Here is a 26,572-nt window from a genome sequence, read left to right on the forward strand (position 1 = left end):
TTGAAGTGGCGCTAGCAACACTGGATCAAACATTTGGAGATGTCTACAGCAATGAAGCTGGACATTTAGAATTCCAATATACAGCTCGGGCCAGTTACGCTATAAACAAAGCTTTCGGTGCGCCACTTGGTAAATCTTTCGGACTAATCTGTGCAGGCCCTGCAGCTATTGGTGTCGTGCTAGCAGATACAGCTGTTAAAGCTGCCAATGTTGAAGTAGTTAGCTATTCTTCGCCAAGTAATGGAACCAGCTACTCAAACGAAGTTATTTTAACAGTCACAGGAGATTCTGGTGCTGTACGCCAAGCAGTTTCTGCTGCTCGTGAAGTTGGGCTTAATCTCTTGGGAAGCCTAGGAGAGCAAGCAGTATCTACTACTAAACCTTATATTTAACAAATTTAATGGAGGAACATTATGAACTCAGATGCACTTGGAATGATTGAAACTCACGGTTTCATTGCAGCGGTTGAAGCAGCTGATGCGATGGCTAAGGCTGCCAATGTCACACTTGTTGGTTACAAACAGATTGGTTCTGGACTTGTGACCGTTCTTGTTCGGGGAGATGTTGGAGCTGTTAAAGCAGCGACTGATGCAGGGACTGCTGCCGCAAGGAATGTTGGTGAAGTAGTTTCTACTCATGTGATCCCTCGACCTCATGGAGATGTCGAAATCATCTTACCTATGAAAGAATAAGAGGTGCTGATATGTGATGGAACTAGATGAAAAAATTAAACAGATTGTTTTAGAAGTGCTAGATAAGCAAAATAGTCAAGCAGTAGAAAATAAGTCCCCCAAAAAGCTTGGGATCTGCTATGTGCTTGGAGAGAGAAAAACTTCTCTTCCTTCGTCTCCTTTAATTAACTTTCTTCCTTTATCAGAAAAAGAAGAGTTACCAGAGCTCAGTACAAAAGATTGCCTTTTAGCAGCCAGTTTGTCCTTAAGTGACTTAGCAAAAGTAGCGCTTGGAATAGCAGATAATCGGGTGACGAAACTTTTTATGCAGGCTTTATTAAAAACGCTACCGATTTATATCATCAAAGAAGGCATAGAAGGCACTTCTGGTAGCTTGTCTTACCAAAAACTTTTTGTGACATATGAGCGAACAATACAGAGTTATGGTATCCGTTTTATCAAGAAAGAGCAGTTAGGATCCATTTTTTCTAGCCCATCTAGTAAGACTTTTCCAGCAACCTTAACGCTAGCTGATATAGCTCATGTGAAGAAATTTGAAACGCTAGAATTATCTCAAAATACAGTTATTACCTATGCTGCTAGGGAAAAATTGCATGCCTTGCATGTCCAAATAAGGTATTCTGAAAATAGAAATGAGGATCAGATGTAATGAAACAAACACTTGGAATGATAGAAGTTAAAGGTTTTGCAGAGGCTATCAAAGTAGCTGATGTCATGGCTAAGGTAGCTACCATTACTATTGTTGAGGTAAAAATCACTCGTGGTGGCGGTTGGATGTCTGTCTTTATTGAGGGGGATGTTGCTGCTGTTCAGGCATCTATACAAGCAGGGGAAGCCGAAGCTCGCAGTCATGATGCCTTTATTGCTTCTAGAGTTATTGCTCGTCCTATAGATAATTTGGATAAGTATTTCCTAGATAGTAGACATTCTTCTGAAAAAAAACTTACTCCAGCTAAGAAAAAAGTGGAGTTGGATCAGAAGAAAATAAAAACAGTCGACTCAGAAAAGTTAAAGGTTGAAAAAGGAGTAGAAAGTTACCAGGCAGATCTTTTAGTGACAAACACAAGTGAAGAAGAACAGAAAAAAGAAAAAACTGTTCCTAAAAAAGAAAGTGCAAACAAGTCAAAGAAAAAGACAAAGAAGCAGGAGGAAGAATAGATGAATAAAGCACTTGGAATGATTGAAACCAAAGGATATATCGGTTGTGTTGAGGCAGCTGATGCTATGGTCAAGGCAGCAAACGTTTTGATTGTCGGCTATCGTCAAGTTGGTGCCGGGTTAACAACGGTTATGGTAGAAGGTGATGTTGGGGCTGTTAAGGCAGCGGTAGATGCAGGAAAGTTGGCAGCCAGTCAAGTAGGGACAGTCATCTCTACTCATGTCATCCCTCGCCCACACACAGATGTTACCGTTATCTTAGTTGGAAAGTAGGGCCCAACGATGAACAAGGTGAAATTAAAGCAAGATGTTGTCCAACTGTTCACTCATTTGCGAGACTATGTGCAGATTCCCATTGGGATTTCTAATCGTCACATTCACCTGAGCAAAGAGGACTTTGAGCTGCTTTTTCCTGGTCAGGAAGTGAATATCATGAAGGAGTTGACACAACCGGGTTTTTATGCGGCACATCAAACAGTTACGATAGTAGGGAGCAAAGGAGAGCTTCATAAGGTAAGACTACTGACTCCTCTTCGTAAACAGACACAAGTGGAACTATCTGCTACAGATGCAAGAACAATTGGTGTAAGAGCTCCTATCCGTCTTTCAGGTCAGTTAGCAGATGCGACAGATATTATCATCAAATCAGATTTTGCGACTATTACTCGCCCAGCAGCTATTATTGCTAAAAGACATATCCACATGAATCCGACAGATGCCAAACTCTTAGGACTTGCTTTAGGGGATAAGGTTAGTGTAGTGATTGATACACCAGAGCGACGTACAATTTATGATGATGTCATAATTCGACCATCTGAGGGAGCAGTATTTGAAATGCATATTGATACAGATGAAGCCAATGCAGCAAATTGTGGAAAAGAAAGTGTGGCATACTTCCTAAAATAGGAATACATGGAGGTAAGAGAGGTGAAAAATCTTCAAAAAGTCAATGCTGTATTAGCAGAGATTCATAATTTAGTAAGTGGTGGGAAGACTGTAGCTTATCGTCCCCAAAAGCTAAAAGTGGGATTGGATTTAGGGACCTCTTCTATTGTCCTTGTCGTACTAGACGAACTTAATCGTCCTCTTTTTGCAGCTACTAAAGACGCAAATGTGGTGCGTGACGGTCTAGTCGTCGACTATATTGGTGCTTTACAGATCTCAAAACACTTAAAAGAAGTAGCAGAGAAAGCACTGCAGCTTAAGCTAACACAAGCGGCTGGCGCTATCCCCCCAGGGACAGTGGGGAATAACAAACAGGTTATTCGGCACATTATCGAAGGAATTGGTTTAGAGTGTTGTTCTATTCTTGATGAACCAACGGCAGCAGCCAAGGCCTTAGGAATTATGGATGGTGCTGTTGTTGATGTTGGTGGTGGAACAACTGGTATTAGCATCCTTGAGAAAGGTCAAGTGGTCTTTGCTGAGGACGAGGCAACTGGTGGAAATCAGATGACCTTGGTTCTCGCAGGTTACTATGGTTTATCTATTGAGAAGGGAGAATACCTAAAGCGGGAGAAAAAAGAAGTCTTTTCTATTCTCAAACCTGTCGTTGAAAAGATGGCTTATATCTCTCATAATTTTATTAGGCAATATGGGAAACAGGTATCAGAAGTCTACTTAGTTGGAGGAGCGACAAATTTCGAGGAATTTGATCAGGTTTTTGAAAAGGAACTGAACATTTCAATTTTTAAACCTGCTTATCCTCAATATGTGACCCCTCTTGGCATTGCTATGTCTATGGAATAAGGAGGAGGGTCTATGTATATCGGCCAAGTCATTGGAAATGTTGTCTCAACAAAGAAAAACGATTATTTAACAGGAAATCGCTTTTTGATCATTAACTTGCTGGCAAAAAATGGGGAAAACCAAATAATTGAAACAGGACGTCAACTAGTCGCAGTAGATGAGATTGGGGCTGGTAGAGGAGAGTATGTACTTATCAGTACAGGTAGTGCAGCTAGAAAGGCTCTGGCTAATCCAAAATCGCCTGTTGATGCCAGTATTGTAGGAATTATTGATGATTTTATAGAATAAAAGAGGAAATAAGAATGGGTTTGTCAGAAATTGAACAATTAGTAAAACAAATTTTGAGTGAGGACATTCTGGAGAGTCAAGAAAGTGCTCAATACAGTCAATCGTTAGTAGGTACCAAGGAAATTCAAGGAGATATTCTAGAAGGAAAAGAAACTGAAAGTGGTGTTTTTTCAACGGTTGATCAAGCAGTTCAAGCAGCAAAAATTGCACAAAAAAAATATTTTGATACATCTATTGAACGTCGAAAAAAGATTATAGCAGCTATTCGAAGTCGGCTCTTACCAGAGGTAGAAGAAATTGCTAAGCGCGCTTTAGAAGAAACAGGAATGGGAAATTTTCAAGATAAAATCGCCAAAAATCGTCTAGCATTGGAAGCAACCCCTGGCGTAGAAGACCTCATGTATGCTACTAGAGCTTTGACAGGTGATAATGGTTTAACCCTTTACGAAATGTGTCCCTACGGTGTCATTGGAGCAATTGCCCCAAGCACCAATCCAACAGAGACCATTATTAACAACTCTATAAGTATGTTAGCTGCAGGAAATACAATTTATTTTGCTCCGCATCCAGGTGCGCGTGAGACGACCATTTGGTTGATTCGTAAAATCAATAAGATTGCCAAAGACGCTAGCGGCATTGATAACCTGATTGTAACTATTGAAAATCCATCTATTCAAGCAGCTCAGGAAATGATGGTACACCCAGACATTGCTATTTTGGTTGTAACAGGTGGACCAGGTGTGGTTGCACAGGCTATGAAGAGTGGTAAGAAAGTAATTGGAGCAGGTGCAGGTAATCCCCCAGCCATCGTTGATGAAACTGCTAATATTGAAAAAGCAGGTCAAGACATTGTAGATGGTGCCTCATTTGACAATAATATTCCTTGTACTGCAGAAAAGAATATTATCGTTGTTTCTAGTGTGGCTGAATACCTGATATTTAATATGCAAAAAGCAGGTGCCTTTTATGTTAAAGATATTGAAGATATCAAAAAACTAGAGAACCTTTGTCTAACAGAAAAAGGAACCACCAATAAGAAATATGTTGGTAAGTCGGCTGAGAAAATTTTGACAGATGCTGGAGTTACTTATACAGGTCATCCACGTTTGGTTATTGTTGAAGGATACCCTGATATGCCATTTGCGGTAGAGGAAATGCTCATGCCTGTGGTTCCTTTGATCCGTGTACCTGATTTTGACACAGCATTAGAAGTAGCTTTAGAGCTTGAACACGGCTATAAACATACTGCTACTATTCATTCACAAAACGTTTCTCGTCTTAACAAAGCGGCTCGTGCTATGGAAACTTCTATTTTTGTAAAGAATGGCCCTTCTTTTGCTGGGTTGGGCTTACGTGGTGAAGGTCCGACTACTTTTACTATCGCAACACCGACTGGTGAAGGAACAACGACTGCTAGGAGCTTTGCACGTATTCGTCGCTGTGTTCTCTCAGATGCTTTTATGATTCGTTAGGAGGTAGGCTTTTATGGGGAAATTTTCATTACGGCCGGAGATTTATATGGAAAGCTGTATACATGGATTATTTGAATCCTATAAAAATCAAATAATTCTTGTTGTATGTGATCAATTTTTAGTTGAAAATCCTATTGTTAGGAAGCTCTTGCGTCTACTAAGGGAGCACAATCAAGTCACTATTTTTTCAGATGTAGTGCCAGATCCCCCACTTAAGAAAGTTATTGCGACAGTAAGAGTAATGCTTGATTCTAAACCAACTGTATTAATAGCGGTTGGAGGAGGTTCTGCTATTGATACAGCAAAGGCTGCTCGTTATTTTGCTAAAGAAACCAAAAATTTAGAGGTAGGGGAATTTATAGCAGTGCCGTCAACAAGTGGATCTGGATCGGAAGTAACCTCTTTTGCAGTTGTAACGGATGAAGAGAAGAATGTTAAGTACCCTTTGATAGATGATTCTCTTTTACCAACAAAAGTCGCTTTGATTCCGCAATTGGTTTCTTCATGTCCACCCAAGGTGACTGCTCACAGTGGTATGGATGTCTTGACCCATGCATTAGAGGCTCTTGTCGCTAAAGGGGCAAATGGCTTGACGGATTCATTAGCCATCCGTTCAGTCAAATTAGTTTTTGCAGAACTAGAACATTGCTATCAAAATGGCGATTGTCTCAAGTCGCGTCGAGTTCTGCAGGAAGCTTCTTGTATGGCTGGGATTGCTTTTCAGAATGCTGGATTGGGTATCGTTCACGCTATTTCTCATCAGATTGGCGGGCAGTTTCATCTGCCTCATGGATTAATCAATAGTATCTTACTGCCAGAGGTTATAAGACTAAATGCAAGTGATCCTGCAGTTAAACATAAATACGCTTGGTTAGCCAAAGATATGGGCTGGATTCCAATGACGGGAGCAGACAGTACCGGCTTAATTGAATTAATCAAACATGTTAAAGAACTAACTTTAAAGCTAGACTGTGAGACTAGCCTTAGTGCATGTGGTATCACCGCAGATAAACTTGCTCCTGTTCTAGGAGATATGATCCAAAAGACAGAGGAAGATGCTACTTTTGCAGGAAATCCAATTCAGCCAAATAGGGAACAACTTGTGCAAGTTCTCTTATCTATTTTATAAAAAAGTAAGGAGTTATCTATGTCAAATGATGTTATCGGAGAATTTTTAGGAACTTTCGTTTTAGTTTTATTTGGTACAGGCTTTGGTTTGTCAAATAATCTTAAAAAAACTTATGCACGTGCCGTTGGTGTATCTTGGTTGGGTATTACTATTGCCTGGGGGCTTGCAGTTACCCTTGGTGTCTATGTAGCCCTTGCCTTGGGAGCACCAGCTCATCTCAATCCAGCTCTTTCTCTTGGTGGTGCCTTGACTGGAGGGTTAGCTTTTGATAAGGCTATACTTTATACAATAGTGCAGATTTTTGGTGCCTTTCTAGGAGCTTGCGTCGCAAGTCTAGCTTTTTGGCCTCATTTTGCAGCTACAAAACCAGAAGAAGGAAATACAGTGGGGAATTTTGCAACAGGTGCCGCTATTTCTAACCCAATCTTTAACTTCCTAGGGGAAGTCATTGCAACTTTTGCTTTTGCTCTTCCAGTTCAGTATATGACTAGACAAGGTGTACTAAATATAGAACTTTTGCCAATCGCACTAGGATTTTTAGTTATGGCAGTTGGTTTAGGTTTTGGTAGTATGACAGGTTATGCCATTAATCCAGCCCGTGACCTGGGGCCTCGTCTTGCTTATAGTCTTTTACCACTACCAAACAAAGCACCAAATAGTGCCAATTGGGGTTATGTCTGGGTGCCTATTTGTGGTCCAATAGTAGGAGCCATGCTTGCAATATTGGTCGGAAAAGTTATTTAGTACAAACGATAGTAAAGGCTTACATTTTGTTTGGAAATGTGCTAAAATGTCATTATCTAGTTAACATAAACGTTGGAGGTGACTTATGTCAGCAAACAATCATGTAAGTAATTATCCTTATAATCATCTTAAAACGCCAGAAGTAGAACAAAAACTAGTTTCAGAATTTAGTCTTCGTAATATGATTGACGTTAAAGTTCTCCAAGACATCCAAGAAAAGTTAGCTAAAGTAACAGGTTTAGCTATGGTCACTGTTGATTTACAGGGGCAGCCGATCACAAAAGAAACTAGTTTTTGTGAATATTGTATTACTCGTAGGCATCATGAAGCTGGGCAAAAAAGTTGTTTTTTCTCGGATGCTTACGGTGGTTTAAGAGCGTCTATGACAAATGCTCCCTATGTTTATTATTGTCCCGCAGGGCTGACTGATTGTGCTATTCCTATAGTTTTTAACGGTCAATATATGGGGACTATTGTAATTGGGCAAGTTCGGACTTTATCTGACGAGGAGTTGGATAGTTTAAAAAATCTCATAAAAGTAGATGACAGTTACCAAGAAGATCCGGAAATGCTTGAACTCTATGAACGCGTTCCTGTTATGCAACTACAAAAGCTAAAGCTAACTGGAGATTTGATTTTGTTTTTAGTCAAAGAAATGTTGGAAAAGCAGTTACTTAAGTTAGTTCAAAAAGAATTTGAAGAAGCAAATCAACGTTTGGTATATGAGAATTTTATTAAGGACGTAGAAATTGATCAACTCAAACATTCTGAAAAAAGTAATCTAAAATCAGAGCTCAGACCACAGATGATGATGAGTATTCTCAATTCGGTAAACAATCTTTCTATGATTGAGGGGGCTGAATTAACGAATGAATTGATCTGCCTTTTTGCAGAAACGATTCGTTTTAGTTTTCAACAGAACAAAGAATTTGTCCCTTTGCGATTAGAGCTTGAAAATATCGAACGCTATTTGCAAATTCAGCAAATTTGCTTTAATAATCATTTTACTTTTGATATTGATATTAAATGTAATGTAGAGGAAAAGAAGATTCTATCATTGGTTTTGTTGCCCTTTGTAGAAAATGCCATTACCCATGGACTTGTAGATCATTTGGTTGAAGGTGGAGGCTATATCGGTATTCAGATCACTGAGACGGAAGATGATTATCTAATTTCAATTAAAGATAATGGTGCTGGATTATCTCACGATAAGGTTGAAAAATTGATTGGGGATACGACATCTTATGAACAAGAACGGGATTATGGTGGACTGAGTATTTTAAATACGCGCAAACGTTTAATTCGCCATTACGGAAAAGAATTTGATATTGCCCTTCAATCCAATGAAGGAGCGGGTTTAACTGTGGTTATTCGTATCCCAACTAAAGAAATGGGGTAGAGGAAGAAAATATGAAAACAATTGTCATTTCAGAAAAAGATGCACTTTTGGTTAGAGCTTTTGAGACAGTTATTCATAAAATCCCTCAATGTCAGCTCGCAGAGGTCGTACGAAAAAATAAAGATTTGCTTTCTATCTGTGAATATCAAGTGCCAGATATGATTTTTATGGAGGTAACTGATGAAGATATGGCTTTAATTGCCCAGCTACATAAGCTTTATCCTTCAATTGCTATCTATGTCATGACATTTTCTAACGATTTTCGTTTTATAAAGGCTCTTTTAAATTCTGGCATTCGTGATTATATTTTAAAACCAATATCAATTATTCGGATTCGTCAATTGATTGAAAATGAGGACGATAGTTTACATCAATTCTTAATAGAGAAATTGCTTGCTATCACAGTTAATAGACGTTTTGATCAAATACATGAAACTATAGAAGAAATGTCTGGTTATATTGTAAAGGGTTATAGGGAGAATCCTAATAAAACAAAATATGAGGTTGATCAAATGCTTAAAGAAGCGATTAGTCTAATGAATTGTCTAACCAAGGCTAAAAGAGAAACTTATCAAGAACAATTTTCCTTAACCAGACAGATGTATCAAGAGAAGTTCCGAGTGCAATTTTTACTTTTTCAGATAATAGATGAACTTTTCAAACAACAAAGCATCCAAAAGACACAGCAACTTGCTCAGTATTATAGGTATATTGATGAAAATATTTCAGAAAATATTAGTCTTAGTGATGCTGCAATTGCTTGCAATATGAGTCAAAGTTATTTGAGTCGTTTAATTAAAGAGCGCTATCATATTGGCTTTAACCTTTATATTCAATATCGTAAAATAGAAATGGCTAAGCAATTATTCTATTTTAATGATGAAAAAATTATAGATGCGGCGTTTCAACTTTCCTACAGTGAGCCAAGCTATTTCTGTAAAGTATTTAAAAAAATCGAAGGGGTTCCTCCGATGGTTTTAAAAAAAGAGATGGAGCAGGAAAAATTAGTGTTTTAATTTCGAGAGTTTAGAAAGGAGGTCGAAGATGAGAATTACTTCAGAGTCCGTTTTGGAGGGTCACCCAGATAAGGTTTGTGATCAGATTTCAGATGCTATTTTAGATGCTTATCTTGCTCAAGATCAATACTCTCATGTTGCTGTTGAGACGATGATTTCTCAAAACCTTTTAGTAATTGCTGGTGAAGTACGCAGTCAGGCACATGTGAATTTAGAGCAAATTGCTAAAGAAGTTCTGAAAAAAATTGGTTATGATCATCCTAAAAAAGGATTTGATTATCACTCTTGTGTTATTGTCAAAAATGTTCATTTTCAGTCGACAGACATCAGTATAGGAGTGGATCAATCTTTAGAAGCTAAAAGAGGTGCTGGTGATAGCCATCAGCAAGGAGCTGGTGATCAAGGGATTATGTACGGATATGCAACAGATGAAACAGAGGATTATTTGCCTGTTTCTATTCATTATGCGCATCGCCTGGCTAGACGCTTGGCAGAAGTGAGAAAAAAGGGTCAATTGGCTTATCTTTATCCAGATGGGAAAACTCAAGTGACAGTTTCGTATGATGAAAAGGGCAAGGTGGATTATATTACAGATATAGTAATATCTGCTCAACATGCGGATTCTGTGGACCAAAGTAAGATTCGTGAGGATTTATGGACACATGTTATTGAGCCAGAAATCCCAAATTATTTACGGAATGAACATACAAGAGTTTTTGTAAATCCAACCGGCCGTTTTACCATTGGTGGACCAGAAGGTGATACTGGATTGACAGGACGAAAAATTATTGTAGATACTTATGGTGGTGTGATTCCTCATGGTGGTGGTGCTTTTTCGGGCAAGGATCCATCAAAGGTCGACAGATCGGCTGCTTATATGGCTAGATATATATCTAAAAATATTGTAGCTGCTGGAATTGCTAAGCGGTGTCAGATTTCACTTTCCTACGCCATAGGGGTGGCAGCTCCGGTTTCTGTAGATATTGATACTTTTGGTAGTAGTCGCTTGAGCAATGCTATACTAGCAAGAGTGGTTCAACAAGTTTTTGATCTTACACCATCGGGTATTATCCGTGATTTACAACTTCTACGTCCTATTTATCAGGCTACTGCGCGTTACGGTCATTTTAAAGATGGGGCGAATTTACCTTGGGAAAGCTTAGATAAGGTAACTTTTCTACAGGAAATTGAGCATCGCTTGCTTGATGCCCGTTAAATTTGTAAAAAGGAAATAATATGCGAAAGAAAATAATGGTTATTAATTCAGGGAGTTCATCCTTGAAATTTCAAATTTATGATTTAGAAACAAGTAAGTTACTTGCTAAAGGGATTTTTGAACGAATTGGAATTGACCATCCAACTTTAACCATCTCATGTCAGGGCAAAAAAGTGGAGCAATCTAGCATTATCGCTAATCATCATGAAGCTGTTCAAGAATTAATGCAAACTCTATTAGATAGGGGAATTATTTTAGATCTATTGGAAATTGTTGGCGTGGGACACCGTGTAGCTCATGGGGGGACCATTTTTACAAAGCCTACGGTTGTTACAGAGCTAGTGGAAGCTAAGATTGAAGAATTGGCAGAGTTAGCTCCCTTACACAATCCGATTAACTTACTCGGGATTAGGGCATTTAAGTCCTATTTGCCACAAGCATTAGAAGTTGCTGTTTTTGATACTGCTTTCCATCAAACAATGGAGGAGGCTTACTATACTTATCCGATTCCTTATGAGTATAGAGAGAAATATGGTATTCGTCGCTATGGTTTTCATGGTATTAGTCATCAGTATATATCAGATTATGTTACAGAGCATTATGGTTTACCAGAAAAAATGATTTGTGCACATCTAGGAAATGGTAGTAGCATTTGTGCGATGAAAAATGGCTTATCTTATACAACTTCTATGGGATTTACTCCGACAGCTGGGCTTATGATGGGCACAAGATGTGGAGATATTGACCCTATGATTGTTTCCTTCTTAGAAAAGCATGAAAACTTCAGCGGCAATCAGATTGATCAAGTAATTAATCAAAAATCTGGTCTTAGAGGAATCTCTGGCTTTTCCAGTGATATGCGCGATATTGAACTAGCCGCGACTCAGGGGAATAGTAGGGCAGAACTTGCTTTAGATATCTTTGCGAATAGGGTAATAGAGTTGGTTGGTTCTTACATTTCTAGCTTAAATGGATTAGATGTATTAGTATTTACCGCAGGGATCGGTGAACATTCTGCAACGATTAGAAAAAAAGTTTGTCAACGTCTAACTTTCTTAGGTTTAGACATAGATGATAAAAAAAATCAAGATCATGCCGAAGAAATCAGTAGTTCTAACAGTAAAATTAAAGTTTTGGTTATTCCAACTAATGAAGAGTGGTTAATTGCACAAGCGGTCAAAGAAAAATTAGAACAATTACCTGTTTTGGCATAAAAAAAGGCAGTTAATCTGTCTTTTTTTTGTATAAGAAATTTTCTAGTCCCCACATTCCGGCAATGCCGAGGGCATAGGCGATAAGGTCGCTAACGAGAAAGCCTTGTCCTAGGAGGAGGTGTCCGATTGTGGTGGCGCGCAGCTCGACCAGCCAGTCCCAGGTCAGGAGCTGAGAAAACTCAACCAGCCAGCTGGAGACAAGGGCTAAGAGCGCCAGCCATTTTCCAGACAAGCGTGGAAAGACAATCCCCCAAGCCAGAAAGACGGTCGAAGCCCAGAGTGCGTCGCCGAGGGCGGCGGGCAGAAAAGCCACTTTTCGTGACAGCAAGCCGAGAATGATGATGAGGACTGCTAGGCAAAGGCGTTTGCTTCGCATAGCGGCTAGAAAGGCAGTTTGCCTGCGAAAGCGCCCATTTTTTTCTTGCTCGCTTCGTCGATTTGGCTAAGCGCGTTATTGAGGGCTTGAGTGGTCATATCTGACAGGGTTTCGATGTCCTCAGGGTCAACGACTGCTGCCGCAAAATCAATTTTAACTACCTTTTTATCGCCAGTCAAGGTCGCGACAACCAAGTCCTGAGCAGACTTGCCGACAAATTCAGTCGCTGCCAATTCAGCTTGGCTTTGCTCCATTTGCTTTTGCAACTTCTGCGCCTGCTTCATCATATTTTGCATATTCATCATAAGATTCTTTCTCCTTTAAAATAAGTTCTACTCTATTTTACCACATTTGGGATTTCCAAACTAGACCGCCCCAAATCCACGGTCAGCTGATAGTCAGTCTTATCGCGGACAGTGACTTCAAAGTCGGTGGTATCGGTATTTTGTCTTCATTCTACTGATTGTAACTATATCATCTTGATTAAAAGAAACATTCTTCCTTAAAATATGACAACGGTTAGAAATAGATTCAACCAATTTAGTTTCAAAATTAAATGCCATAGAGATGATTCTCCATTTTTAATATGTAGTCATCAATCTAATGCTACTCATCTTTTTTCCTTTTATTTTTACTGAAAACATGACACCTCCTATCAATTCTATTAGTTGTTAGTTTATAAACTAATAATATTGTGACATAGTTTGTAAAAAAAGAAAATAGAGCATTTTGGGAAGAACTAAAGTGATAGTGATGATATTAGTGGAAGAATTATATTTTAGTAACATAAATCATATTTGGATGATAAAATTAGTTAAATTTGTGTTAGAGAATTTATAACTAGAAAGGAACTGAGAAAAGTATTCTTTACCAGATTAGTGTATAATGATTTATATAGAGTGAGCTAAGTTTAGTTAATTTAGTAGTAGGAGGCTATCTGTGTACAATCTACAATTAGAAACTTTCATAGCTGTTGCTGATGCGGGGAGTTTTAATAAAGCTGCAGAACAGCTTTACGTTACACCAACGGCTGTTATCAAACAAATTAATCATTTAGAAGAACGTCTGGATTTAAAATTATTTAATCGCAGTCCGCGTGGGTTGACTTTAACTAAAAGCGGAGAGTCTCTCTACAATGATGCTAAATATCTTATTCAGTACTCCAGAGACAGTTTGGCGCGGGCAAAGCGAGCAAGTCTTCCTGAGGAAATAATTCGTATTGGCACCTCTCCGCTAACACCTCCACAGATTTTAGTAGACCTTTGGCCCAAAATCCACGAAGTTGCACCTAGTATAAAATTTCAATTAGTTCCTTTTGAGAATACGCCAGAGAATGCCAGAGAAATTTTAAAAAATCTCGGTCAGAATTATGATATTATTGTTGGTGTTTTTGATGATGTCTTGATGAATTTGAGGGAATGTAATGGCTTTAAGTTGAACGAAAAGCCGTTTGCCTGCGCCTTACCTTTTAATCATCCCTTGGTAGACAGAAAATTGATTACCTTAGATGATTTATCGGGTGAAACATTGTTAATGATTCGGAAAGATTGGTCACACTATGTTGATGATTTGCGTAGTGAGATTGAAGGGTCTTATCCTGATATTCAGATAAAAAGTTTTGATTTTTATAATTTAGATATCTTCAATCAAGCAGCTAATACCAATACCCCTCTTATGGTTTTTGATAATTGGCAAGGTGTACATCCTTTGTTAAAAACAGTGCCACTGAAATGGGAGAAGAAAATGCCTCTAGGCTTGATTTATTCGTTGAATCCTTCTGAGAAAGTTGAAAACTTTCTAGAGGTTATCGCTAAGCTTGTCCAATCAGGTCAAATCAACCTATAACTATAAGGTTTATACTGAACAACAAAAAGAGACTTCTGTGGAAGTCTCTTTTGCTATATACTGGACTCAAGAAATAAATAATACTCATTGAAAATCAAAACTATCTTTGTTGACTTCGATTTGCCGTACCCAAGTACTGTCTGCATCTCGTTGTCTAGGCTAGATTGATTTTCTTCGAGTATAAGAACATCACTTTTACCACAAGGAGAGTGTTATTCTTACTGCTGTGGTTAAAAGGGAATGCGAGACAGCATGTGGTTTTATCGTTAGGAGGACAGCAAATGACAACACGTATTTTGGGACAAGGCTTGGAAGTATCTAGCATTGGACTGGGTATCATGGGAATGGATCATGCCTATGGGAAACCTGCAAATCGTGAAGATATGATGAAACTTATTCGTCAGTCGGTTGAATGGGGAGGAAATTTTTTTGATACAGCACCGGTTTATGGCGCTGAAAATGAAATCCTTTTAGGACGTGCTTTAAAACCAATCCGAAATAAGGCCGTTATTGCTACTAAGTTTGGTATCGTAGGTCAATCGCATGGCCAGTCAGGGGTAAATAATATTTTAGACAGCAAGCCTGATTCGATTCGTCATCAAGTTGAATCATCACTGAAAAATTTACAGGTGGATACGATTGACCTTTATTATCAACATCGGGTGGATCCAGATGTAAGTCCTGAGGCAGTCGCTCAAGTCATGGCCGACCTTATCAAAGAAGGCAAAATCAAGTATTGGGGCGTGTCTAATGCTCCTTTAGATTATATTGAACGCGCCCACAAGGTAACCCCAATTACTGCTATGGAAAATCAGTATTCAATGGTTTTCCGCAGTCCGGAGAAAGAGATTTTTGATTTTTGTGAGCAACATGGAATCGGCTTTGTGGCTTACAGTCCTTTAGGAAATGGATTTTTATCAGGAAAACTACCAGATTTGAAAGGAAAGGATAGTTCTGACTTTCGGACGAGCATGGGGCGCTTCAAACCCGAAGTAATGAAACGCAATCAAGTTGTTCTTGATTATCTGGCTCAATTAGCTGCCGATAAACATGCAACATCAGCTCAAATCGTTCTAGCTTGGGAATTAGCCCAAAGGCCCTACATTGTTCCCATTCCAGGAACGACCAAATTGCACCGTTTACGGGAAAATCTTGGAGCTATGGACATTCAATTGACCAGTGATGAAGTAGCGGTAATTAATGAAAAATTAGATGCCATGAACTTGGATGAAACACATTTTTAAAATTGGTATTGTCATTGAGCAAGGGCAAGAAGAACCTTTGGTAAGGAAATAGCATATGATTACTATCTCAAAGATGGTGAAGATTTGTAGGGAGATCCTTCCATGATTTGCTCAAAGCACTAAACTCTAGCAAAGAGGTAGAAAATGACTGGAAAATTAAAAGGAAAAGTAGCCTTAATAACAGGTGGCAGTTCTGGTATTGGTTTTGATGCAGCGCGCGCTATGATTGCTGAAGGTGCCTTTGTTTACATTACAGGTCGCCGCGAAAACACCTTGATTGAGGCTGAAAAAGCTTTAGGAAATCAAGCTGTCTATGTTCAAGCGGACGTGGGTATAAAGTCTGATATGCAGCGCGTGGCAGCTCGAATTGCTGCTGATTTTGGGCATTTAGATATTATCTTTGCCAATGCAGGAATAGGTTCTTATATTAGTTTGCGAGATATGACCGAGGCTGATATTGATAAGACTTTGAATGCTAATGTTAAGGGGACTATTTTTACCGTTCAGACAGCTCTACCTTTACTGAGTGATGGTGCTTCTATCATTCTCAATACCTCTATTACAGCTAATTTGGGACTTCCCAATTTTAGTCTCTATGCAGCATCAAAAGCAGCCGTGCGTTCCTTTATCTATAGCTGGACTCAAGACTTGAAAAAACAAAAAATTCGCGTCAATGCTATTAGTCCGGGTATTGTGCCAACAGCGGCGGCGACAGGAGAACTAGGGCGTAGCCAAGAAGAAGAACGCTTGCGTCAGCAGTGGCGGGCGAAATTGACACCACTAGGGCGTGTTGGAGATGTTAAAGATATTAGTCAGGCTGTCGTTTTTCTGGCTTCTGATGATAGTAGCTTCATTACCGGTATCGAATTGACGGTTGATGGTGGACTATCAGCCATTTTTGCCAATAAATTGTAATTTTTTACTTTTAACTTTTAGGTAATAAGTGATGAACTAATTGGGACTTCTCTTTGTGCGAACCTTTATTTATACTAGAAATAGATTATAGGAGAATTAAATAAAAAAAATAAAATTATTACTGACTCTAGGCCTTGTTCCCTTGGTGGTAGCTTGTAGTGCAACAAGGAATGCAACAGATAAAGGGGGAGAGGATAGTAGCACATCGCAAACAAAAACTACCAATCCTAGCATCCCTCAACTAGGACTATCAGATGATGAGTGGGATAGTGGAAGAGATATGACTTCTGACGGTGCAGACACCAATGCCAATACGGAGCCAACGAGACAACTGAGTTCTGAGGCCAGTAGTATCGTGATTTATTTCTCACGCTCAGGCAGTACCCAGTTATTAGCCCAAGAAATAGCTGAGACAACAAGTGCAGACTTATTAGAGTTAACAGTAGATGAGACTTATCCATCAGACTATACTGAGACAGTTAGTCGTGCTAATGAAGAGCGTGAGAGTGGTGACTATCCTGCTATCACGATTGATGTGCCTGACCTTGGTCAGTACGATACGGTTTATCTAGGCTATCCTATATGGGGTATGTCTTTGGCATCACCCATGGCTAGCTTTTTAGAAAGTTATGGCAGTCAGTTGACTGGAAAAACTATTGCGCCTTTTGCCTCAAATGGAGGTTATGGATTAGGTGGCTCAGTAGAACAGATCAAGGGTTATTTACTTGATAGTAAAGTTGTTAATGGTCTATCTGTTCAAGGGAATAATGTTGACCAAGCACAAACAGATATTGAAAATTGGTTATCCGATAATAATCTCACGAAATAAAAAGGAGCTAAAAATGATTGGTGATATGAGCCATCCGTTATCTTATTAAAAAATTTTCTGTCAGAAAGGAAAAACGTATCCATGTCAAAAAAAATTTTAGTTATCAACGCCAGTCCCAATAGGAATGGCAACACAGCACACTTTGTACAGACTTTACTGGCTGGCCGGCATTATGAAACCTTGAACTTAGTCGATTATCACTTTGGAGGTTTAGGACAAGTCTTTGCCGAAGATGATTTTGAAGAGATTTATCAGGCTATGGTTTCAGCGGATGTTCTTGTCTTTGGGAGCCCTATGTATTGGCATACCTTTGCCGGTCCGCTTAAAGTTCTCTTGGATCGGATTTATGTCCATGAGGGCACAGATGATTTAGCAGGCAAGGACCTCTTCTTTATCATTCAAGGAACGGCACCTAGCCATGAATCCATTGCTTCAACAGATTTCATCATATCCCGTTTTGCCCAGATCTATGGGCTTAACTACAAGGGGAAGGCTAATTATTTATCAGAAATCAAAGCTTTACAAGCAAAATTATAGAAAAGGAATACTATTATGACAACACTTTATCAAACAGTAGCTATTAAAGATATTACAACAGACAACGACAACCAATGGGGCTTAGTATACACAGATGCCTTGACTGAAAATATGGCTGGTCAAGTTAACCTCCATCCCATTACTTATAAACTTGGAGAATTGGATATTCGTGCCAATGTTTACACGCCAGCTAATTATGATGCTACAAAGAGTTATCCAGCTATTGTTGTGGCTCATCCAAATGGTGGGGTCAAGGAACAAGTAGCGGGGCTCATGGCACAAAAACTAGCTGAACAAGGTTATATCACAATTGCTCCTGACGCCGCTTATCAAGGTGCTAGTGGTGGCTTTCCTCGTAGCGTCGATAAACCACAAAATCGTGTAGAAGATTTACATCGTGCTGCTGATATTATCTTGACTTATCCAGGTGTAGATAGAAATCGCCTTGGTATTCTTGGTATTTGCGGCGGTGGCGGTTACACCTTAAAAGCAGCACAAACCGATAAACGTTTCAAAGCTGTTGCGACTATTTCGATGTTTAATAGTGGTCTTGTCCGTAAAGATGGTTTCTTAGGTTCGCAGGTCGGTGACCTCTTTGAACGCTTGGCGGATGCCTCTGCCGCGCGTCAGGAAGAAGCAGAAGGCAAGCCAGCCCGCTACACCCCTGATTTGAAAGAAATGGATCCTAAAGATGCGGATAAATTACCGTATGATCTCTATCGTGAAGGTTATTATTACTATGCTAAAGATTTCGCACACCCATATTCTACTTTTGTTTACACGGTAAGCTCTTTTCTAGATTTAATCCGTTTTGATGCCTCTGAAAATATGGATTTAATTAATCAACCTCTTCTCATGATGGCAGGTAGTAACGCAGATACTTTCTATATGACTGAACAAGCTTATGTCAAGGCAGTTCGAGCTAAAAGCCGTGAACTCTTCCTCATTGAGGGGGCAACTCACATTCAAACTTACTGGAAACCAGAATATGTAGCACAAGAAGTAAACAAAGCCACAGAATTCTTCAATGCAAATCTCTAATCATCAGAACTGAACACGGGCTAAAAGCTCGAAAAAAGACGAATTTCCTCTTGAACACTGTTCAAATCGTTAATTCCCTATTTTCAGCCGCTTTTAGCCACTCTTTCTCTCTTCATTAAAGGATAAATTTATGACACAACCATTAACGATTAAAAAACAAGGAAATTTTATGTCAGGTGGTGTAGTTGTTAGTGATCAAGGGACAGTTGACTTTAACAATCCTCTAACGTCACCAGGGCAAACTCTTCATGGTGATCACGCTTTTGTCAGCTATCAAATTCCTCAAAATGCCAGAAAGACTTCTTTAGTCTTTCTACATGGTGCTATGTCTTCTAATTTAGCATGGCGCACAACGCCAGACGGACGAGAAGGTTTTGATACCATCTTCTTAAGAAAAAATTACCCTGTCTATCTGCTGGATCAGCCCCGACGTGGAGAGGCGGCACGTTCGACCATTTCAGAAAACATTACAGCAACACCAGACGATCAGCTCTGGTATCATACGTTCCGTATGGGAGAGTGGCCAAACCTCCGTTCAGATTCGCAATTTCCAGATAGCCCTGAGGCTTTAGATCAATTCTTCCGCCTCATGGTTCCTAATACAGGGGCCTTTGATGAGGCCTTGATTGCAGATTCTGTATCGAAAGTTTTCGACAAGATTGGTGATGGTGTACTTATTACTCATTCACAAGGTGCTGGACCTGGTTGGCAAACTGCACTTTTGAGCGATAAGGTAAAAGGTGTAGTCTCTTTTGAACCAGGTAGTGGTTTTGTTTTCCCAGAAGGAGAAGTTCCTGCCCCTATTGAAACTAAGAGTCCATTTGGTCCTTTGTCAGCATCAGCCATTCCTTTAGACGAATTCCAAAAATTAACAAAAATACCTATTGCTATTGTTTATGGTGACTTTATTGCAAAAGAACCTAGTGAGAGTTGGCCTGCAGACCATTGGCGTGGACGTAAAGAAATGGCTGAAAAGTTTGTAGCTACTATCAATAAATACGGCGGTGATGCTCAAGTTATTTCTCTGCCAGAACTTGGTATTTTTGGCAACACACACTTCCTGTTTGCTGAAAAAAATAATGAAGAAATAGCAGATGTCATGGCTAAATGGTTAGCTGAGAAAGGATTAGACTAGTATGAGTCATTTGACAGAAAAACAAAGAAATGTTGTGCGAATTACTTATTGGACAACCCTTGGAGACTTGGAGAATTTAAGAACTGCCTTAGCAAAAGGATTGGACCAGGGTCTGACAGTTAATGAAATCAAAGAGGTTTTGGTTCATATCTATGCTTATGCAGGTTTCCCCCGAGCTCTTAATGGGATTAACACTTTCTTAACCTTAATTAATGATCGCCAGGCGCAGGGGATTCATGATGAAGTAGGGCGTTTCGCAACACCACTTAGTATTTCAGATAAAAATGCTTATGGGTCTCAGATGCGTGACAAATTGACAGGACCACGTCCAACTGCTGCCTATGCTAAATTTGTTCCAGTTATTGATGATTTTCTTAAAGAACATCTTTTCGCAGATTTATTTGCTCGTGATACTATCTCACATGCAGACCGGGAACTGGTAACGATTAGTGTGCTTGCTGCTTTAGGGAATGTTGTTGGACAACTCAAAACTCACATGACGATTACCTATCACTTGGGAATTGGTAAGGAAGCACTAGCAGATTTTCAGGCTATTGTAGAAAATTTTGATAAGGATAAAGGTGTTGCCGTGGCAACAATCTTAACTGAGATAGAATAGGAGATTGAATTATCATGAATGAAGAACAAATGCTAGCCGACTTGGGTGACCAAGCTTTTGATAAAGGTAAGGAAAATATCGCTAATGCTCAATATTTTACTGGAAAATCTTATGTCAATAACTTGGCAAGTACACCTGCGCGCGTGACCAATGTAGTCTTTGAACCAGGTTCAATCAATGATTGGCATATTCATCATGGTATGAGTCAAATTCTCCTTGTAACTGGCGGTACAGGTTGGTACCAAGAATGGGGAAAGAAGCCACAAAAGTTAAAAAAAGGTGATGTTGTCACTGCAGTTGATGGTGTTAAGCATTGGCATGGGGCTAGTAAAGATAGCTATTTTGCACATATTGCTATTTCTGAAGCTAATCCTGATGGTTGGACAGAATGGTTGGAAAAAGTTGTAGATTACGATGAATTAAATTAAAAAATAATATTCCATTCAAGCTTATGTTTGAATGGAATTATTATTGGATAATATAAGTGATATAAGAAAGAAATTAATATAAGAAGCATTAAAAAATATTCGCTTTTTAAAAGTTTTACTCAGTTTTTGGTTTCTAAAGGTATCACAATCAGTTAGTATTGGTACATTAAGATCTAGAAAATATAAATAAAATTTTCCATAATACTTATCGTTAAGAAAAAGAAAGGATAATGATACATGAATCAAAAATTTGGAATGATTTTACCGATAACTTTATTTGCTTATTTTTTAATACTAATGGATAATTCTATTATCTTTACTAGCTCAGTAGAGATAGGAAATAGTTTGAAACTAGATTCTTCTAATTTAGCATGGGTATCCAATGCCTATACCTTAACTTTTGGAGGCTTTCTCCTTTTATCAGGGAGGTTGACTGATTTACTGGGGAGAAAGATGATCTTTCAGATAGGTCTCTTTATTTTTACATTATCATCATTGATTATTGGTTTGGCACAGAATGCTGGTGTACTTATCGCTGCGCGTGCTATACAAGGTATTGGAAGCTCTATTATTGCACCAACTACCTTGGCACTGATGATGGATGCTTATAGAGGCGAGATGCGAACGCGTGCAATTTCTTACTATGGTGCAACTTCTGGTATTGGTGGGAGTATTGGTCATATCATTGGTGGAGGGTTAACTAGCTTTATTTCTTGGCGTGCAGGTTTTCTTATTAATGTTCCTTTATCGCTTTTTCTTATGTATTTGACATATCGATTTGTTGAAGAAAAGGAAGGTCGAAAGGAACAGGTAGATTACCTTGGTAGTTTACTATCAGTAGTAGGGGGAGCTAGCCTTATTTATAGTTTAACAGGAAGTAGTTATCAATGGTTCTTTTTCTTACTCGGTGTTTTCTTACTAATAGCTTTCTATCTTCGAGAAAAAGTTGCTCCTGTTCCTATTATGCCATTACTACTTTTTGCTAATAGAGTTAGATTAGGTGCTTATTTGGTACGCTTACTTTATATGATGGCATTATTACCTTATTGGTTTTTATTACCACAATTATTACAAAGTCACTATGGTTATAATGCTTTACAGTCAGGTTTAGCCTTTTTACCTTTAACCCTTGTTGCTTTTCTTGTTGCGTTAATTTTACCTCGTTTAAGTGAATATTTTGACAATGCACGTATTTTGTTGATAGGTGAAGTTGTATTATTGGTAGGCTTTATTTGGGCAAGCTTTTCTAATCTTGATAATGGCTATCTTCTTGCTGTAGCTTTACCAATGTTACTTATAGGTCTTGGGCAAGGATTGATTTTGGCACCGGTAACTGCTGCAGGAATTTATCAAGCACCTAACGACTTAGCTGGAGCAGCTAGCGGCTTAACAAATACTATGCACCAAGTTGGTGGACCGATAGGATTATCTCTCTTGATTGCTATAGGTGGCTCTTTTTCAACAAGCTTATTAATAATGGCTTTATTTACCGCTATTGCTTTAATTCTTGTCTATTTTCTTATTTTCCCAAAATAAGAAAATAGATAAGATATAAATAATAGGAAAAGTTTACAAGAATTGAGGACATGAACCTACTATAAAGCTCTTAAATGATAAAGTTCTAGAAAGACTCATATATTAAGATTAGGTAACTCTAAATTATTATTAAAACTTTTGAAAACATAGCAATAATATCTAAAAACTAGGGCGCTTGAATAGCTAAAATTAATAAAAAAGCGAACAAAGGGAGTTTTTTGACGTTCAAACTTCTATTTTGTTCGCTTTTTATAGTTGGGCTTGGATTTTGTCTCAGCCCTTTTTAGTACAATTCAGATACTGCCATTGTCTATTTTTTGTCTGATTGAAATAAATTGGAATGTTTTTAGTTTAATTTAGTAAATTAAGAAAGGCTTTAAATCAAGTTTTTTAATGATTATGTAGCTTAAAAAATTATGGAATATATTTTGCATATTCATCATAAGATTCTTTCTCCTTTAAAATAAGTTCTACTCTATTTTACCACATTTGGGATTTCCAAACTAGACCGCCCCAAATCCACGGTCAGCTGATAGTCAGTCTTATCGCGGACAGTGACTTCAAAGTCGGTGGTGTAGAGGACAAGGCGGAGTGTTTCACCTGCCTTCATTTGATAAATGGTTGGTTGGAGCTCCAATTCAATTTCCATCCACTCGTTTGGTTTCACTTCTTCGACGGTTAGGAGATCTGTTCGGTTTTGTAGATTGAGATAGCCTTTGCTGATGAGGCGGTAAGGGTTTGGAGTAAAAGGCAGTTCCATGAGATTGTCTAGCATATAGTATCGGCCATTGTCCACTGTACGCATACTTAGTGGCAAAGGTCGTGCTTGATGGCGTTTGCGTTTGCCATAGTCCAGCATTTGCACAGAGAGCAAGCCTTTGTTTGTGCTGGATTTGACCCGCAATTTCAGTGTAGCAGTTCCATTGATAAAGAGATCTTCTTGCAGGATAATATCAACGGTCACTTGTTGAGCCTTGTCTTCGGCTAGGTCGGCTAAGAAGCTTGGATAAGCATTGGCATAGCCTTGATAATCCGCTTCTGGATATTTGTTTTGAATGATTTTTTCTTCGGCACCCAGATGAAGCACTTGTTTCTGTTTGCTACCGAAGTTGTCAAGAATGAGCCAATTTTGCTCTGTGCGATTATCTTGCCAAATGACAGTCGGTAATTCAAAATCATTTTCGTAGCCGAGGAGTTTCTTGCTGAGAAGTGCATTCATAGATTCACGAAAGTCAATGGATTGCCAATTGTTCATGTAAACGTGAGCGCCATTGTGGAAAAACAAATGCTTTTTGATGTTTTGTGGCAGGGCGTGGAACATGTTGTAAACATTGAGCGGCTTGACATTCCAGTCTTGGGAGCCATGAGTGAAGACGACTTCGGCTTTGACTTTGTGTGCGTGAATCAGATAGTTGCGGTCATGCCAAAATTGATTATAATCACCCGTTTCGCGCTCTAGTTCTTTTCGCATGCGAGCTAGAGCAGTTTGGTAGTGTTTATTGTGACGGAGATAGTCTCCACCACGCATATTGCGTGAGTAGGTCAACTCGGTTAAACTTTCAAAGTCTTCACCGGGGTAGCCACCGGGGCTGGTCACCAATCCATTTTCCCGATAGTAATTGTACCAAGAGGAAATACCGGCCTCCGCAATAATGACTTCTAGTCCGTCTACACCAGTAGTAGCAAGGCCATTAGACATGGTACCCAGATAGGAAATGCCTGTTGTTGCGACTTTTCCATTAGACCAAGTTGCTTTGATTTCGTAGCGGCGCGTCTGGTCAGTGAAGGCACGGCAACGACCATTGAGCCAGTCAATGACGTTTTTGTAGGCCTCAATTTGCCGATAGTCACCGCTAGTCATCAGTCCGTCAGAATCAAGCGTTCCAATACCTGACACATAGAGGTTGGCATAACCGCGAGGCAAAAGATAGTCGTTGAGTGTGTAAGTTCCTATATGCCCCAGCTTTTCACTTGTTTTGGTGACCAACTCTGCTTGACCCTCAGGCTCAACTAGGTCAAGCTTATTTTCTGTTAAATTGATTTGGTGAGTTTTTTTGACCGTTAAGTCCACATTCATATTGTGCAGAGCAGCGTCAGCAGTCTTATCGTTTGTTCCTTGATGATAAGGACTTGCGGTCATGACGGCAGGGATTTTTCCTGCGTAGCGCGGACGGATAATAGAAACTTTAACCAAGTCTGGCAGCCCATCTTTATCGGTATCAACCCTTGTCTCCACATAGACCACCTCACGGATAGCATCATGGCTCGTAAAAGTCGCCAAGCTCTTGCCATTGAAGAAATGATAGTCCTGATTTTCAGGAATAAGCCCCTCGCTAACCAGTTGATCGACTAAAGTATTGCCGCTCTTGGTGCGACTATTGAGCAGTTGATAGAGATTTTCTAAAAGATCGCCAAAAATGATTGGAAAGGCAGCCTCTTTGCAAAATTTTTCGCTATCAGTAAAGTCCATGAAAGGCACGAAGTCCAGCAACTGAAAAGCAACCGTATAAAAGATCGAAGCTGTCAGTTCTTGCTCGCCCTCAAAAAAGTGAAGCAGGTCGGTTTCTCTATCCGCAATCATTCGCTCTAAGTGGGGAGTGAGATTGTCACTTTGATGAAAATAAAAACGAAGAAAGTTTTGTAAATTTTCCTTGTCTGTCAGTTCTTGTTTGTAGTGATAGCCTAGACTTGCTAGTTCTTTCAGCATGTTACTTCTGTCTGTTTTCATGTAAGAGTATTGATTAAATCGCATACATTTTCCCAACTTTCGTATTTTTATTGAAAATTATCTTTACATTCTCCATTATACTTGATACAATAGGTTTTGTCTAAAAATTTTATTAAGGAGTATCTATACACATGGATTTTGCATGGACGCTGAAATATGCGACTGAAATTCTTGGTACGGCGATTCTCATTATCTTGGGAAATGGTGCTGTTGCCAATGTTGAACTTAAAGGAACGAAAGGTCATCAAAGTGGCTGGCTGGTGATTGCAGTTGGTTACGGTATGGGGGTTATGATTCCAGCGCTGATGTTTGGAAATGTCTCAGGAAATCACATCAATCCAGCTTTCACCCTTGGCTTAGCAATTAGCGGTTTGTTCCCTTGGGCACAGGTAGCGCCTTACATCGCAGCACAAATGTTGGGAGCAATCCTTGGTCAAGCTGTCGTTGTTGCGACACACCGCCCTTACTATCTCAACACGACCAATCCAAATAACATTCTGGGAACCTTCTCAACTATCTCAAATGTGGATCACGGAACACCAGAATCTCGCAAAGCAGCGACTATCAACGGTTTTATCAACGAGTTCTTCGGCTCATTTGTCCTTTTCTTTGGAGCACTTGGTTTGACCAAGAACTTCTTTGGTGCAGAAGCTGTACAGTTTGCTAAACGCCAAATTGCCCAAACAGGACAAAGCGTGGACTTTAGCAGCTTACAAGTAAAAGCGCAATTAGCCCCAGTTACTGCGGCAGGGACAGCAGTTGCTCACTTGGCGCTTGGTTTCCTCGTAATGGCACTTGTAACCTCACTCGGTGGCCCTACTGGTCCCGGATTGAACCCAGCGCGTGACCTCGGTCCTCGTATTCTTCACTTCTTGCTTCCAAAATCAGTCCTTGGTGAGCATAAGGGTGACTCAAAATGGTGGTATGCTTGGGTACCAGTCGTAGCACCTATCCTTGCAGGAATTGCAGCCGTAGCTTTATTCAAGTTCTTGTATCTATAAAGGCTCTTTGTCAACTGTAGTGGGTTAACGCAAAGTCATACCCTGGAGAGAACCGAATTGGTTCTCTCCTTTTTGATATTTAAAGCGATGAGGATTCTAGTTTTAAAGTTGTCAAAGTTCCGAAAGCCGAAAGCATTTCGCTTGATGACTTTGATGAGGTTGTTAGTGGCCTCTAGCTTTGCATTTGAGTAAGGGAGTTCAAGAGCGTTGATAATTTTATCTTTGTCCTTGAGAAAGGTTTTAAAAACAGTCTGAAAGATA

Annotated in this window: 30 protein-coding genes; 26 read left to right on the top strand and 4 right to left on the bottom strand. The window is 39.4% G+C overall.

What is annotated here, in order from left to right:
- From pduB to A3I3_RS0104355, 15 genes are all read left to right on the top strand, one after another.
- Positions 1 to 392, top strand: a 392-nt coding sequence (pduB, locus tag A3I3_RS0104285; protein ID WP_018371500.1) for a propanediol utilization microcompartment protein PduB, incomplete at its 5' end; no start/stop codon positions are given.
- Between the two features lie 21 nt (positions 393 to 413).
- The gene (locus tag A3I3_RS0104290; protein WP_018371501.1) at positions 414 to 692 is read left to right on the top strand and encodes a BMC domain-containing protein; all 279 of its coding nucleotides are present in this window, start codon (positions 414 to 416) and stop codon (positions 690 to 692) included.
- A 16-nt stretch (positions 693 to 708) separates the two neighbouring features.
- Positions 709 to 1,341, top strand: coding sequence for a hypothetical protein (locus A3I3_RS0104295; RefSeq protein ID WP_018371502.1), 633 nt, complete (start codon positions 709 to 711; stop codon positions 1,339 to 1,341).
- On the top strand, positions 1,341 to 1,850 hold the full coding sequence (locus A3I3_RS0104300) for a BMC domain-containing protein (RefSeq protein WP_018371503.1): 510 nt from the start codon (positions 1,341 to 1,343) through the stop codon (positions 1,848 to 1,850). The genes A3I3_RS0104295 and A3I3_RS0104300 overlap by 1 nt, the downstream gene beginning before the upstream one ends.
- Positions 1,851 to 2,123, top strand: coding sequence for a BMC domain-containing protein (locus A3I3_RS0104305; protein ID WP_018371504.1), 273 nt, complete (start codon positions 1,851 to 1,853; stop codon positions 2,121 to 2,123). It begins immediately after the preceding gene.
- Between the two features lie 9 nt (positions 2,124 to 2,132).
- Entirely contained in the window at positions 2,133 to 2,756 is a 624-nt protein-coding gene (pduL, locus tag A3I3_RS0104310; protein WP_018371505.1) for a phosphate propanoyltransferase, read from the top strand.
- A 21-nt stretch (positions 2,757 to 2,777) separates the two neighbouring features.
- Positions 2,778 to 3,599: an ethanolamine utilization protein EutJ gene (gene eutJ, locus A3I3_RS0104315; RefSeq protein WP_018371506.1), complete on the top strand. Its 822-nt coding sequence runs from the start codon at positions 2,778 to 2,780 to the stop codon at positions 3,597 to 3,599.
- Between the two features lie 12 nt (positions 3,600 to 3,611).
- A complete protein-coding gene (locus tag A3I3_RS0104320) occupies positions 3,612 to 3,887 on the top strand; it encodes a EutN/CcmL family microcompartment protein (RefSeq protein ID WP_018371507.1) in 276 nt (91 codons plus the stop codon).
- A 14-nt stretch (positions 3,888 to 3,901) separates the two neighbouring features.
- Positions 3,902 to 5,359, top strand: a complete 1,458-nt coding sequence (locus tag A3I3_RS0104325; RefSeq protein WP_018371508.1) for an aldehyde dehydrogenase family protein — start codon at positions 3,902 to 3,904, stop codon at positions 5,357 to 5,359.
- Positions 5,360 to 5,405: 46 nt separating this feature from the next.
- Positions 5,406 to 6,488 (top strand): iron-containing alcohol dehydrogenase, encoded by a 1,083-nt coding sequence (locus A3I3_RS0104330; protein ID WP_240366769.1) that lies wholly within the window; start codon positions 5,406 to 5,408, stop codon positions 6,486 to 6,488.
- 18 nt (positions 6,489 to 6,506) lie between these two features.
- The gene (locus A3I3_RS0104335; RefSeq protein ID WP_018371510.1) at positions 6,507 to 7,232 is read left to right on the top strand and encodes an MIP/aquaporin family protein; all 726 of its coding nucleotides are present in this window, start codon (positions 6,507 to 6,509) and stop codon (positions 7,230 to 7,232) included.
- Positions 7,233 to 7,317: 85 nt separating this feature from the next.
- Positions 7,318 to 8,631: a sensor histidine kinase gene (locus A3I3_RS0104340; RefSeq protein WP_018371511.1), complete on the top strand. Its 1,314-nt coding sequence runs from the start codon at positions 7,318 to 7,320 to the stop codon at positions 8,629 to 8,631.
- Between the two features lie 11 nt (positions 8,632 to 8,642).
- Entirely contained in the window at positions 8,643 to 9,647 is a 1,005-nt protein-coding gene (locus A3I3_RS0104345; protein ID WP_018371512.1) for a response regulator transcription factor, read from the top strand.
- A gap of 28 nt (positions 9,648 to 9,675) precedes the next feature.
- Positions 9,676 to 10,863, top strand: a complete 1,188-nt coding sequence (gene metK / locus A3I3_RS0104350) for a methionine adenosyltransferase (RefSeq protein WP_018371513.1) — start codon at positions 9,676 to 9,678, stop codon at positions 10,861 to 10,863.
- A gap of 20 nt (positions 10,864 to 10,883) precedes the next feature.
- Positions 10,884 to 12,077 (top strand): acetate/propionate family kinase, encoded by a 1,194-nt coding sequence (locus A3I3_RS0104355; RefSeq protein ID WP_018371514.1) that lies wholly within the window; start codon positions 10,884 to 10,886, stop codon positions 12,075 to 12,077.
- 10 nt (positions 12,078 to 12,087) lie between these two features.
- Here A3I3_RS0104355 and A3I3_RS0104360 read toward each other — a convergent pair whose 3' ends face one another.
- Together A3I3_RS0104360 and A3I3_RS0104365 are read right to left on the bottom strand one after the other, a co-directional pair.
- Positions 12,088 to 12,453 (bottom strand): ribosomal maturation YjgA family protein, encoded by a 366-nt coding sequence (locus tag A3I3_RS0104360; protein WP_018371515.1) that lies wholly within the window; start codon positions 12,451 to 12,453, stop codon positions 12,088 to 12,090.
- Positions 12,454 to 12,458: 5 nt separating this feature from the next.
- Positions 12,459 to 12,758 carry a YbaB/EbfC family nucleoid-associated protein gene (locus A3I3_RS0104365; RefSeq protein WP_018371516.1) on the bottom strand — a complete coding sequence of 100 codons (300 nt, stop codon included), beginning with the start codon at positions 12,756 to 12,758 and terminating at the stop codon, positions 12,459 to 12,461.
- A 634-nt stretch (positions 12,759 to 13,392) separates the two neighbouring features.
- Between A3I3_RS0104365 and A3I3_RS0104370 the strand changes: the two genes are divergently transcribed.
- The 10 genes from A3I3_RS0104370 (at position 13,393) to A3I3_RS0104415 (ending at position 22,582) form a co-directional block, all read left to right on the top strand.
- Positions 13,393 to 14,298: a LysR family transcriptional regulator gene (locus A3I3_RS0104370; protein ID WP_018371517.1), complete on the top strand. Its 906-nt coding sequence runs from the start codon at positions 13,393 to 13,395 to the stop codon at positions 14,296 to 14,298.
- 281 nt (positions 14,299 to 14,579) lie between these two features.
- Positions 14,580 to 15,542: an aldo/keto reductase gene (locus A3I3_RS0104375; protein WP_018371518.1), complete on the top strand. Its 963-nt coding sequence runs from the start codon at positions 14,580 to 14,582 to the stop codon at positions 15,540 to 15,542.
- Between the two features lie 144 nt (positions 15,543 to 15,686).
- Positions 15,687 to 16,457, top strand: a complete 771-nt coding sequence (locus A3I3_RS0104380) for an SDR family oxidoreductase (RefSeq protein WP_018371519.1) — start codon at positions 15,687 to 15,689, stop codon at positions 16,455 to 16,457.
- Between the two features lie 280 nt (positions 16,458 to 16,737).
- Positions 16,738 to 17,286 (top strand): flavodoxin, encoded by a 549-nt coding sequence (locus tag A3I3_RS0104385; protein ID WP_018371520.1) that lies wholly within the window; start codon positions 16,738 to 16,740, stop codon positions 17,284 to 17,286.
- A gap of 81 nt (positions 17,287 to 17,367) precedes the next feature.
- Positions 17,368 to 17,823: a flavodoxin family protein gene (locus tag A3I3_RS0104390; protein ID WP_018371521.1), complete on the top strand. Its 456-nt coding sequence runs from the start codon at positions 17,368 to 17,370 to the stop codon at positions 17,821 to 17,823.
- Between the two features lie 15 nt (positions 17,824 to 17,838).
- Positions 17,839 to 18,864, top strand: a complete 1,026-nt coding sequence (locus A3I3_RS0104395; protein WP_018371522.1) for an alpha/beta hydrolase — start codon at positions 17,839 to 17,841, stop codon at positions 18,862 to 18,864.
- A gap of 130 nt (positions 18,865 to 18,994) precedes the next feature.
- Complete coding sequence (locus A3I3_RS0104400) at positions 18,995 to 19,999, top strand: alpha/beta hydrolase (protein WP_019231910.1); 1,005 nt, start codon at positions 18,995 to 18,997, stop codon at positions 19,997 to 19,999.
- A gap of 1 nt (position 20,000) precedes the next feature.
- The gene (locus tag A3I3_RS0104405; RefSeq protein ID WP_018371524.1) at positions 20,001 to 20,618 is read left to right on the top strand and encodes a carboxymuconolactone decarboxylase family protein; all 618 of its coding nucleotides are present in this window, start codon (positions 20,001 to 20,003) and stop codon (positions 20,616 to 20,618) included.
- A gap of 14 nt (positions 20,619 to 20,632) precedes the next feature.
- Positions 20,633 to 21,046 (top strand): cupin domain-containing protein, encoded by a 414-nt coding sequence (locus A3I3_RS0104410; protein ID WP_018371525.1) that lies wholly within the window; start codon positions 20,633 to 20,635, stop codon positions 21,044 to 21,046.
- 237 nt (positions 21,047 to 21,283) lie between these two features.
- Positions 21,284 to 22,582, top strand: a complete 1,299-nt coding sequence (locus tag A3I3_RS0104415) for an MFS transporter (protein ID WP_018371526.1) — start codon at positions 21,284 to 21,286, stop codon at positions 22,580 to 22,582.
- A 475-nt stretch (positions 22,583 to 23,057) separates the two neighbouring features.
- Here the strand turns inward: A3I3_RS0104415 and A3I3_RS0104425 are convergent, their stop codons facing one another.
- Positions 23,058 to 25,334, bottom strand: coding sequence for a Xaa-Pro dipeptidyl-peptidase (locus tag A3I3_RS0104425; RefSeq protein ID WP_026129850.1), 2,277 nt, complete (start codon positions 25,332 to 25,334; stop codon positions 23,058 to 23,060).
- Between the two features lie 107 nt (positions 25,335 to 25,441).
- Between A3I3_RS0104425 and gla the strand changes: the two genes are divergently transcribed.
- Positions 25,442 to 26,311, top strand: coding sequence for an aquaglyceroporin Gla (gla, locus tag A3I3_RS0104430; protein ID WP_018371528.1), 870 nt, complete (start codon positions 25,442 to 25,444; stop codon positions 26,309 to 26,311).
- Positions 26,312 to 26,346: 35 nt separating this feature from the next.
- Here gla and A3I3_RS0104435 read toward each other — a convergent pair.
- Positions 26,347 to 26,572: ISL3 family transposase (locus A3I3_RS0104435; protein WP_018371529.1), on the bottom strand; the 226-nt coding region annotated here is incomplete at its 5' end.

It is taken from the genome of Streptococcus massiliensis DSM 18628, assembly GCF_000380065.1.
GTDB lineage: Bacteria > Bacillota > Bacilli > Lactobacillales > Streptococcaceae > Streptococcus > Streptococcus massiliensis.

What these genes read in the sequence shown, in the direction of transcription:
- metK (WP_018371513.1), top strand. Translation starts at nt 9,676, where the DNA reads ATGAGAATTACTTCAGAGTCCGTTTTGGAGGGTCACCCAGATAAGGTT.
- A3I3_RS0104360 (WP_018371515.1), bottom strand. Translation starts at nt 12,453, where the DNA reads ATGCGAAGCAAACGCCTTTGCCTAGCAGTCCTCATCATCATTCTCGGC.
- A3I3_RS0104385 (WP_018371520.1), top strand. Translation starts at nt 16,738, where the DNA reads ATGACTTCTGACGGTGCAGACACCAATGCCAATACGGAGCCAACGAGA.
- A3I3_RS0104425 (WP_026129850.1), bottom strand. Translation starts at nt 25,334, where the DNA reads ATGCGATTTAATCAATACTCTTACATGAAAACAGACAGAAGTAACATG.
- A3I3_RS0104375 (WP_018371518.1), top strand. Translation starts at nt 14,580, where the DNA reads ATGACAACACGTATTTTGGGACAAGGCTTGGAAGTATCTAGCATTGGA.
- A3I3_RS0104330 (WP_240366769.1), top strand. Translation starts at nt 5,406, where the DNA reads ATGGAAAGCTGTATACATGGATTATTTGAATCCTATAAAAATCAAATA.
- A3I3_RS0104405 (WP_018371524.1), top strand. Translation starts at nt 20,001, where the DNA reads ATGAGTCATTTGACAGAAAAACAAAGAAATGTTGTGCGAATTACTTAT.
- A3I3_RS0104295 (WP_018371502.1), top strand. Translation starts at nt 709, where the DNA reads ATGGAACTAGATGAAAAAATTAAACAGATTGTTTTAGAAGTGCTAGAT.
- A3I3_RS0104305 (WP_018371504.1), top strand. Translation starts at nt 1,851, where the DNA reads ATGAATAAAGCACTTGGAATGATTGAAACCAAAGGATATATCGGTTGT.
- A3I3_RS0104340 (WP_018371511.1), top strand. Translation starts at nt 7,318, where the DNA reads ATGTCAGCAAACAATCATGTAAGTAATTATCCTTATAATCATCTTAAA.
- A3I3_RS0104365 (WP_018371516.1), bottom strand. Translation starts at nt 12,758, where the DNA reads ATGATGAATATGCAAAATATGATGAAGCAGGCGCAGAAGTTGCAAAAG.
- A3I3_RS0104410 (WP_018371525.1), top strand. Translation starts at nt 20,633, where the DNA reads ATGAATGAAGAACAAATGCTAGCCGACTTGGGTGACCAAGCTTTTGAT.
- A3I3_RS0104400 (WP_019231910.1), top strand. Translation starts at nt 18,995, where the DNA reads ATGACACAACCATTAACGATTAAAAAACAAGGAAATTTTATGTCAGGT.
- A3I3_RS0104390 (WP_018371521.1), top strand. Translation starts at nt 17,368, where the DNA reads ATGTCAAAAAAAATTTTAGTTATCAACGCCAGTCCCAATAGGAATGGC.
- gla (WP_018371528.1), top strand. Translation starts at nt 25,442, where the DNA reads ATGGATTTTGCATGGACGCTGAAATATGCGACTGAAATTCTTGGTACG.
- pduL (WP_018371505.1), top strand. Translation starts at nt 2,133, where the DNA reads ATGAACAAGGTGAAATTAAAGCAAGATGTTGTCCAACTGTTCACTCAT.
- A3I3_RS0104320 (WP_018371507.1), top strand. Translation starts at nt 3,612, where the DNA reads ATGTATATCGGCCAAGTCATTGGAAATGTTGTCTCAACAAAGAAAAAC.
- A3I3_RS0104325 (WP_018371508.1), top strand. Translation starts at nt 3,902, where the DNA reads ATGGGTTTGTCAGAAATTGAACAATTAGTAAAACAAATTTTGAGTGAG.
- A3I3_RS0104345 (WP_018371512.1), top strand. Translation starts at nt 8,643, where the DNA reads ATGAAAACAATTGTCATTTCAGAAAAAGATGCACTTTTGGTTAGAGCT.
- A3I3_RS0104355 (WP_018371514.1), top strand. Translation starts at nt 10,884, where the DNA reads ATGCGAAAGAAAATAATGGTTATTAATTCAGGGAGTTCATCCTTGAAA.
- A3I3_RS0104415 (WP_018371526.1), top strand. Translation starts at nt 21,284, where the DNA reads ATGAATCAAAAATTTGGAATGATTTTACCGATAACTTTATTTGCTTAT.
- A3I3_RS0104335 (WP_018371510.1), top strand. Translation starts at nt 6,507, where the DNA reads ATGTCAAATGATGTTATCGGAGAATTTTTAGGAACTTTCGTTTTAGTT.
- A3I3_RS0104300 (WP_018371503.1), top strand. Translation starts at nt 1,341, where the DNA reads ATGAAACAAACACTTGGAATGATAGAAGTTAAAGGTTTTGCAGAGGCT.
- A3I3_RS0104380 (WP_018371519.1), top strand. Translation starts at nt 15,687, where the DNA reads ATGACTGGAAAATTAAAAGGAAAAGTAGCCTTAATAACAGGTGGCAGT.
- A3I3_RS0104290 (WP_018371501.1), top strand. Translation starts at nt 414, where the DNA reads ATGAACTCAGATGCACTTGGAATGATTGAAACTCACGGTTTCATTGCA.
- A3I3_RS0104395 (WP_018371522.1), top strand. Translation starts at nt 17,839, where the DNA reads ATGACAACACTTTATCAAACAGTAGCTATTAAAGATATTACAACAGAC.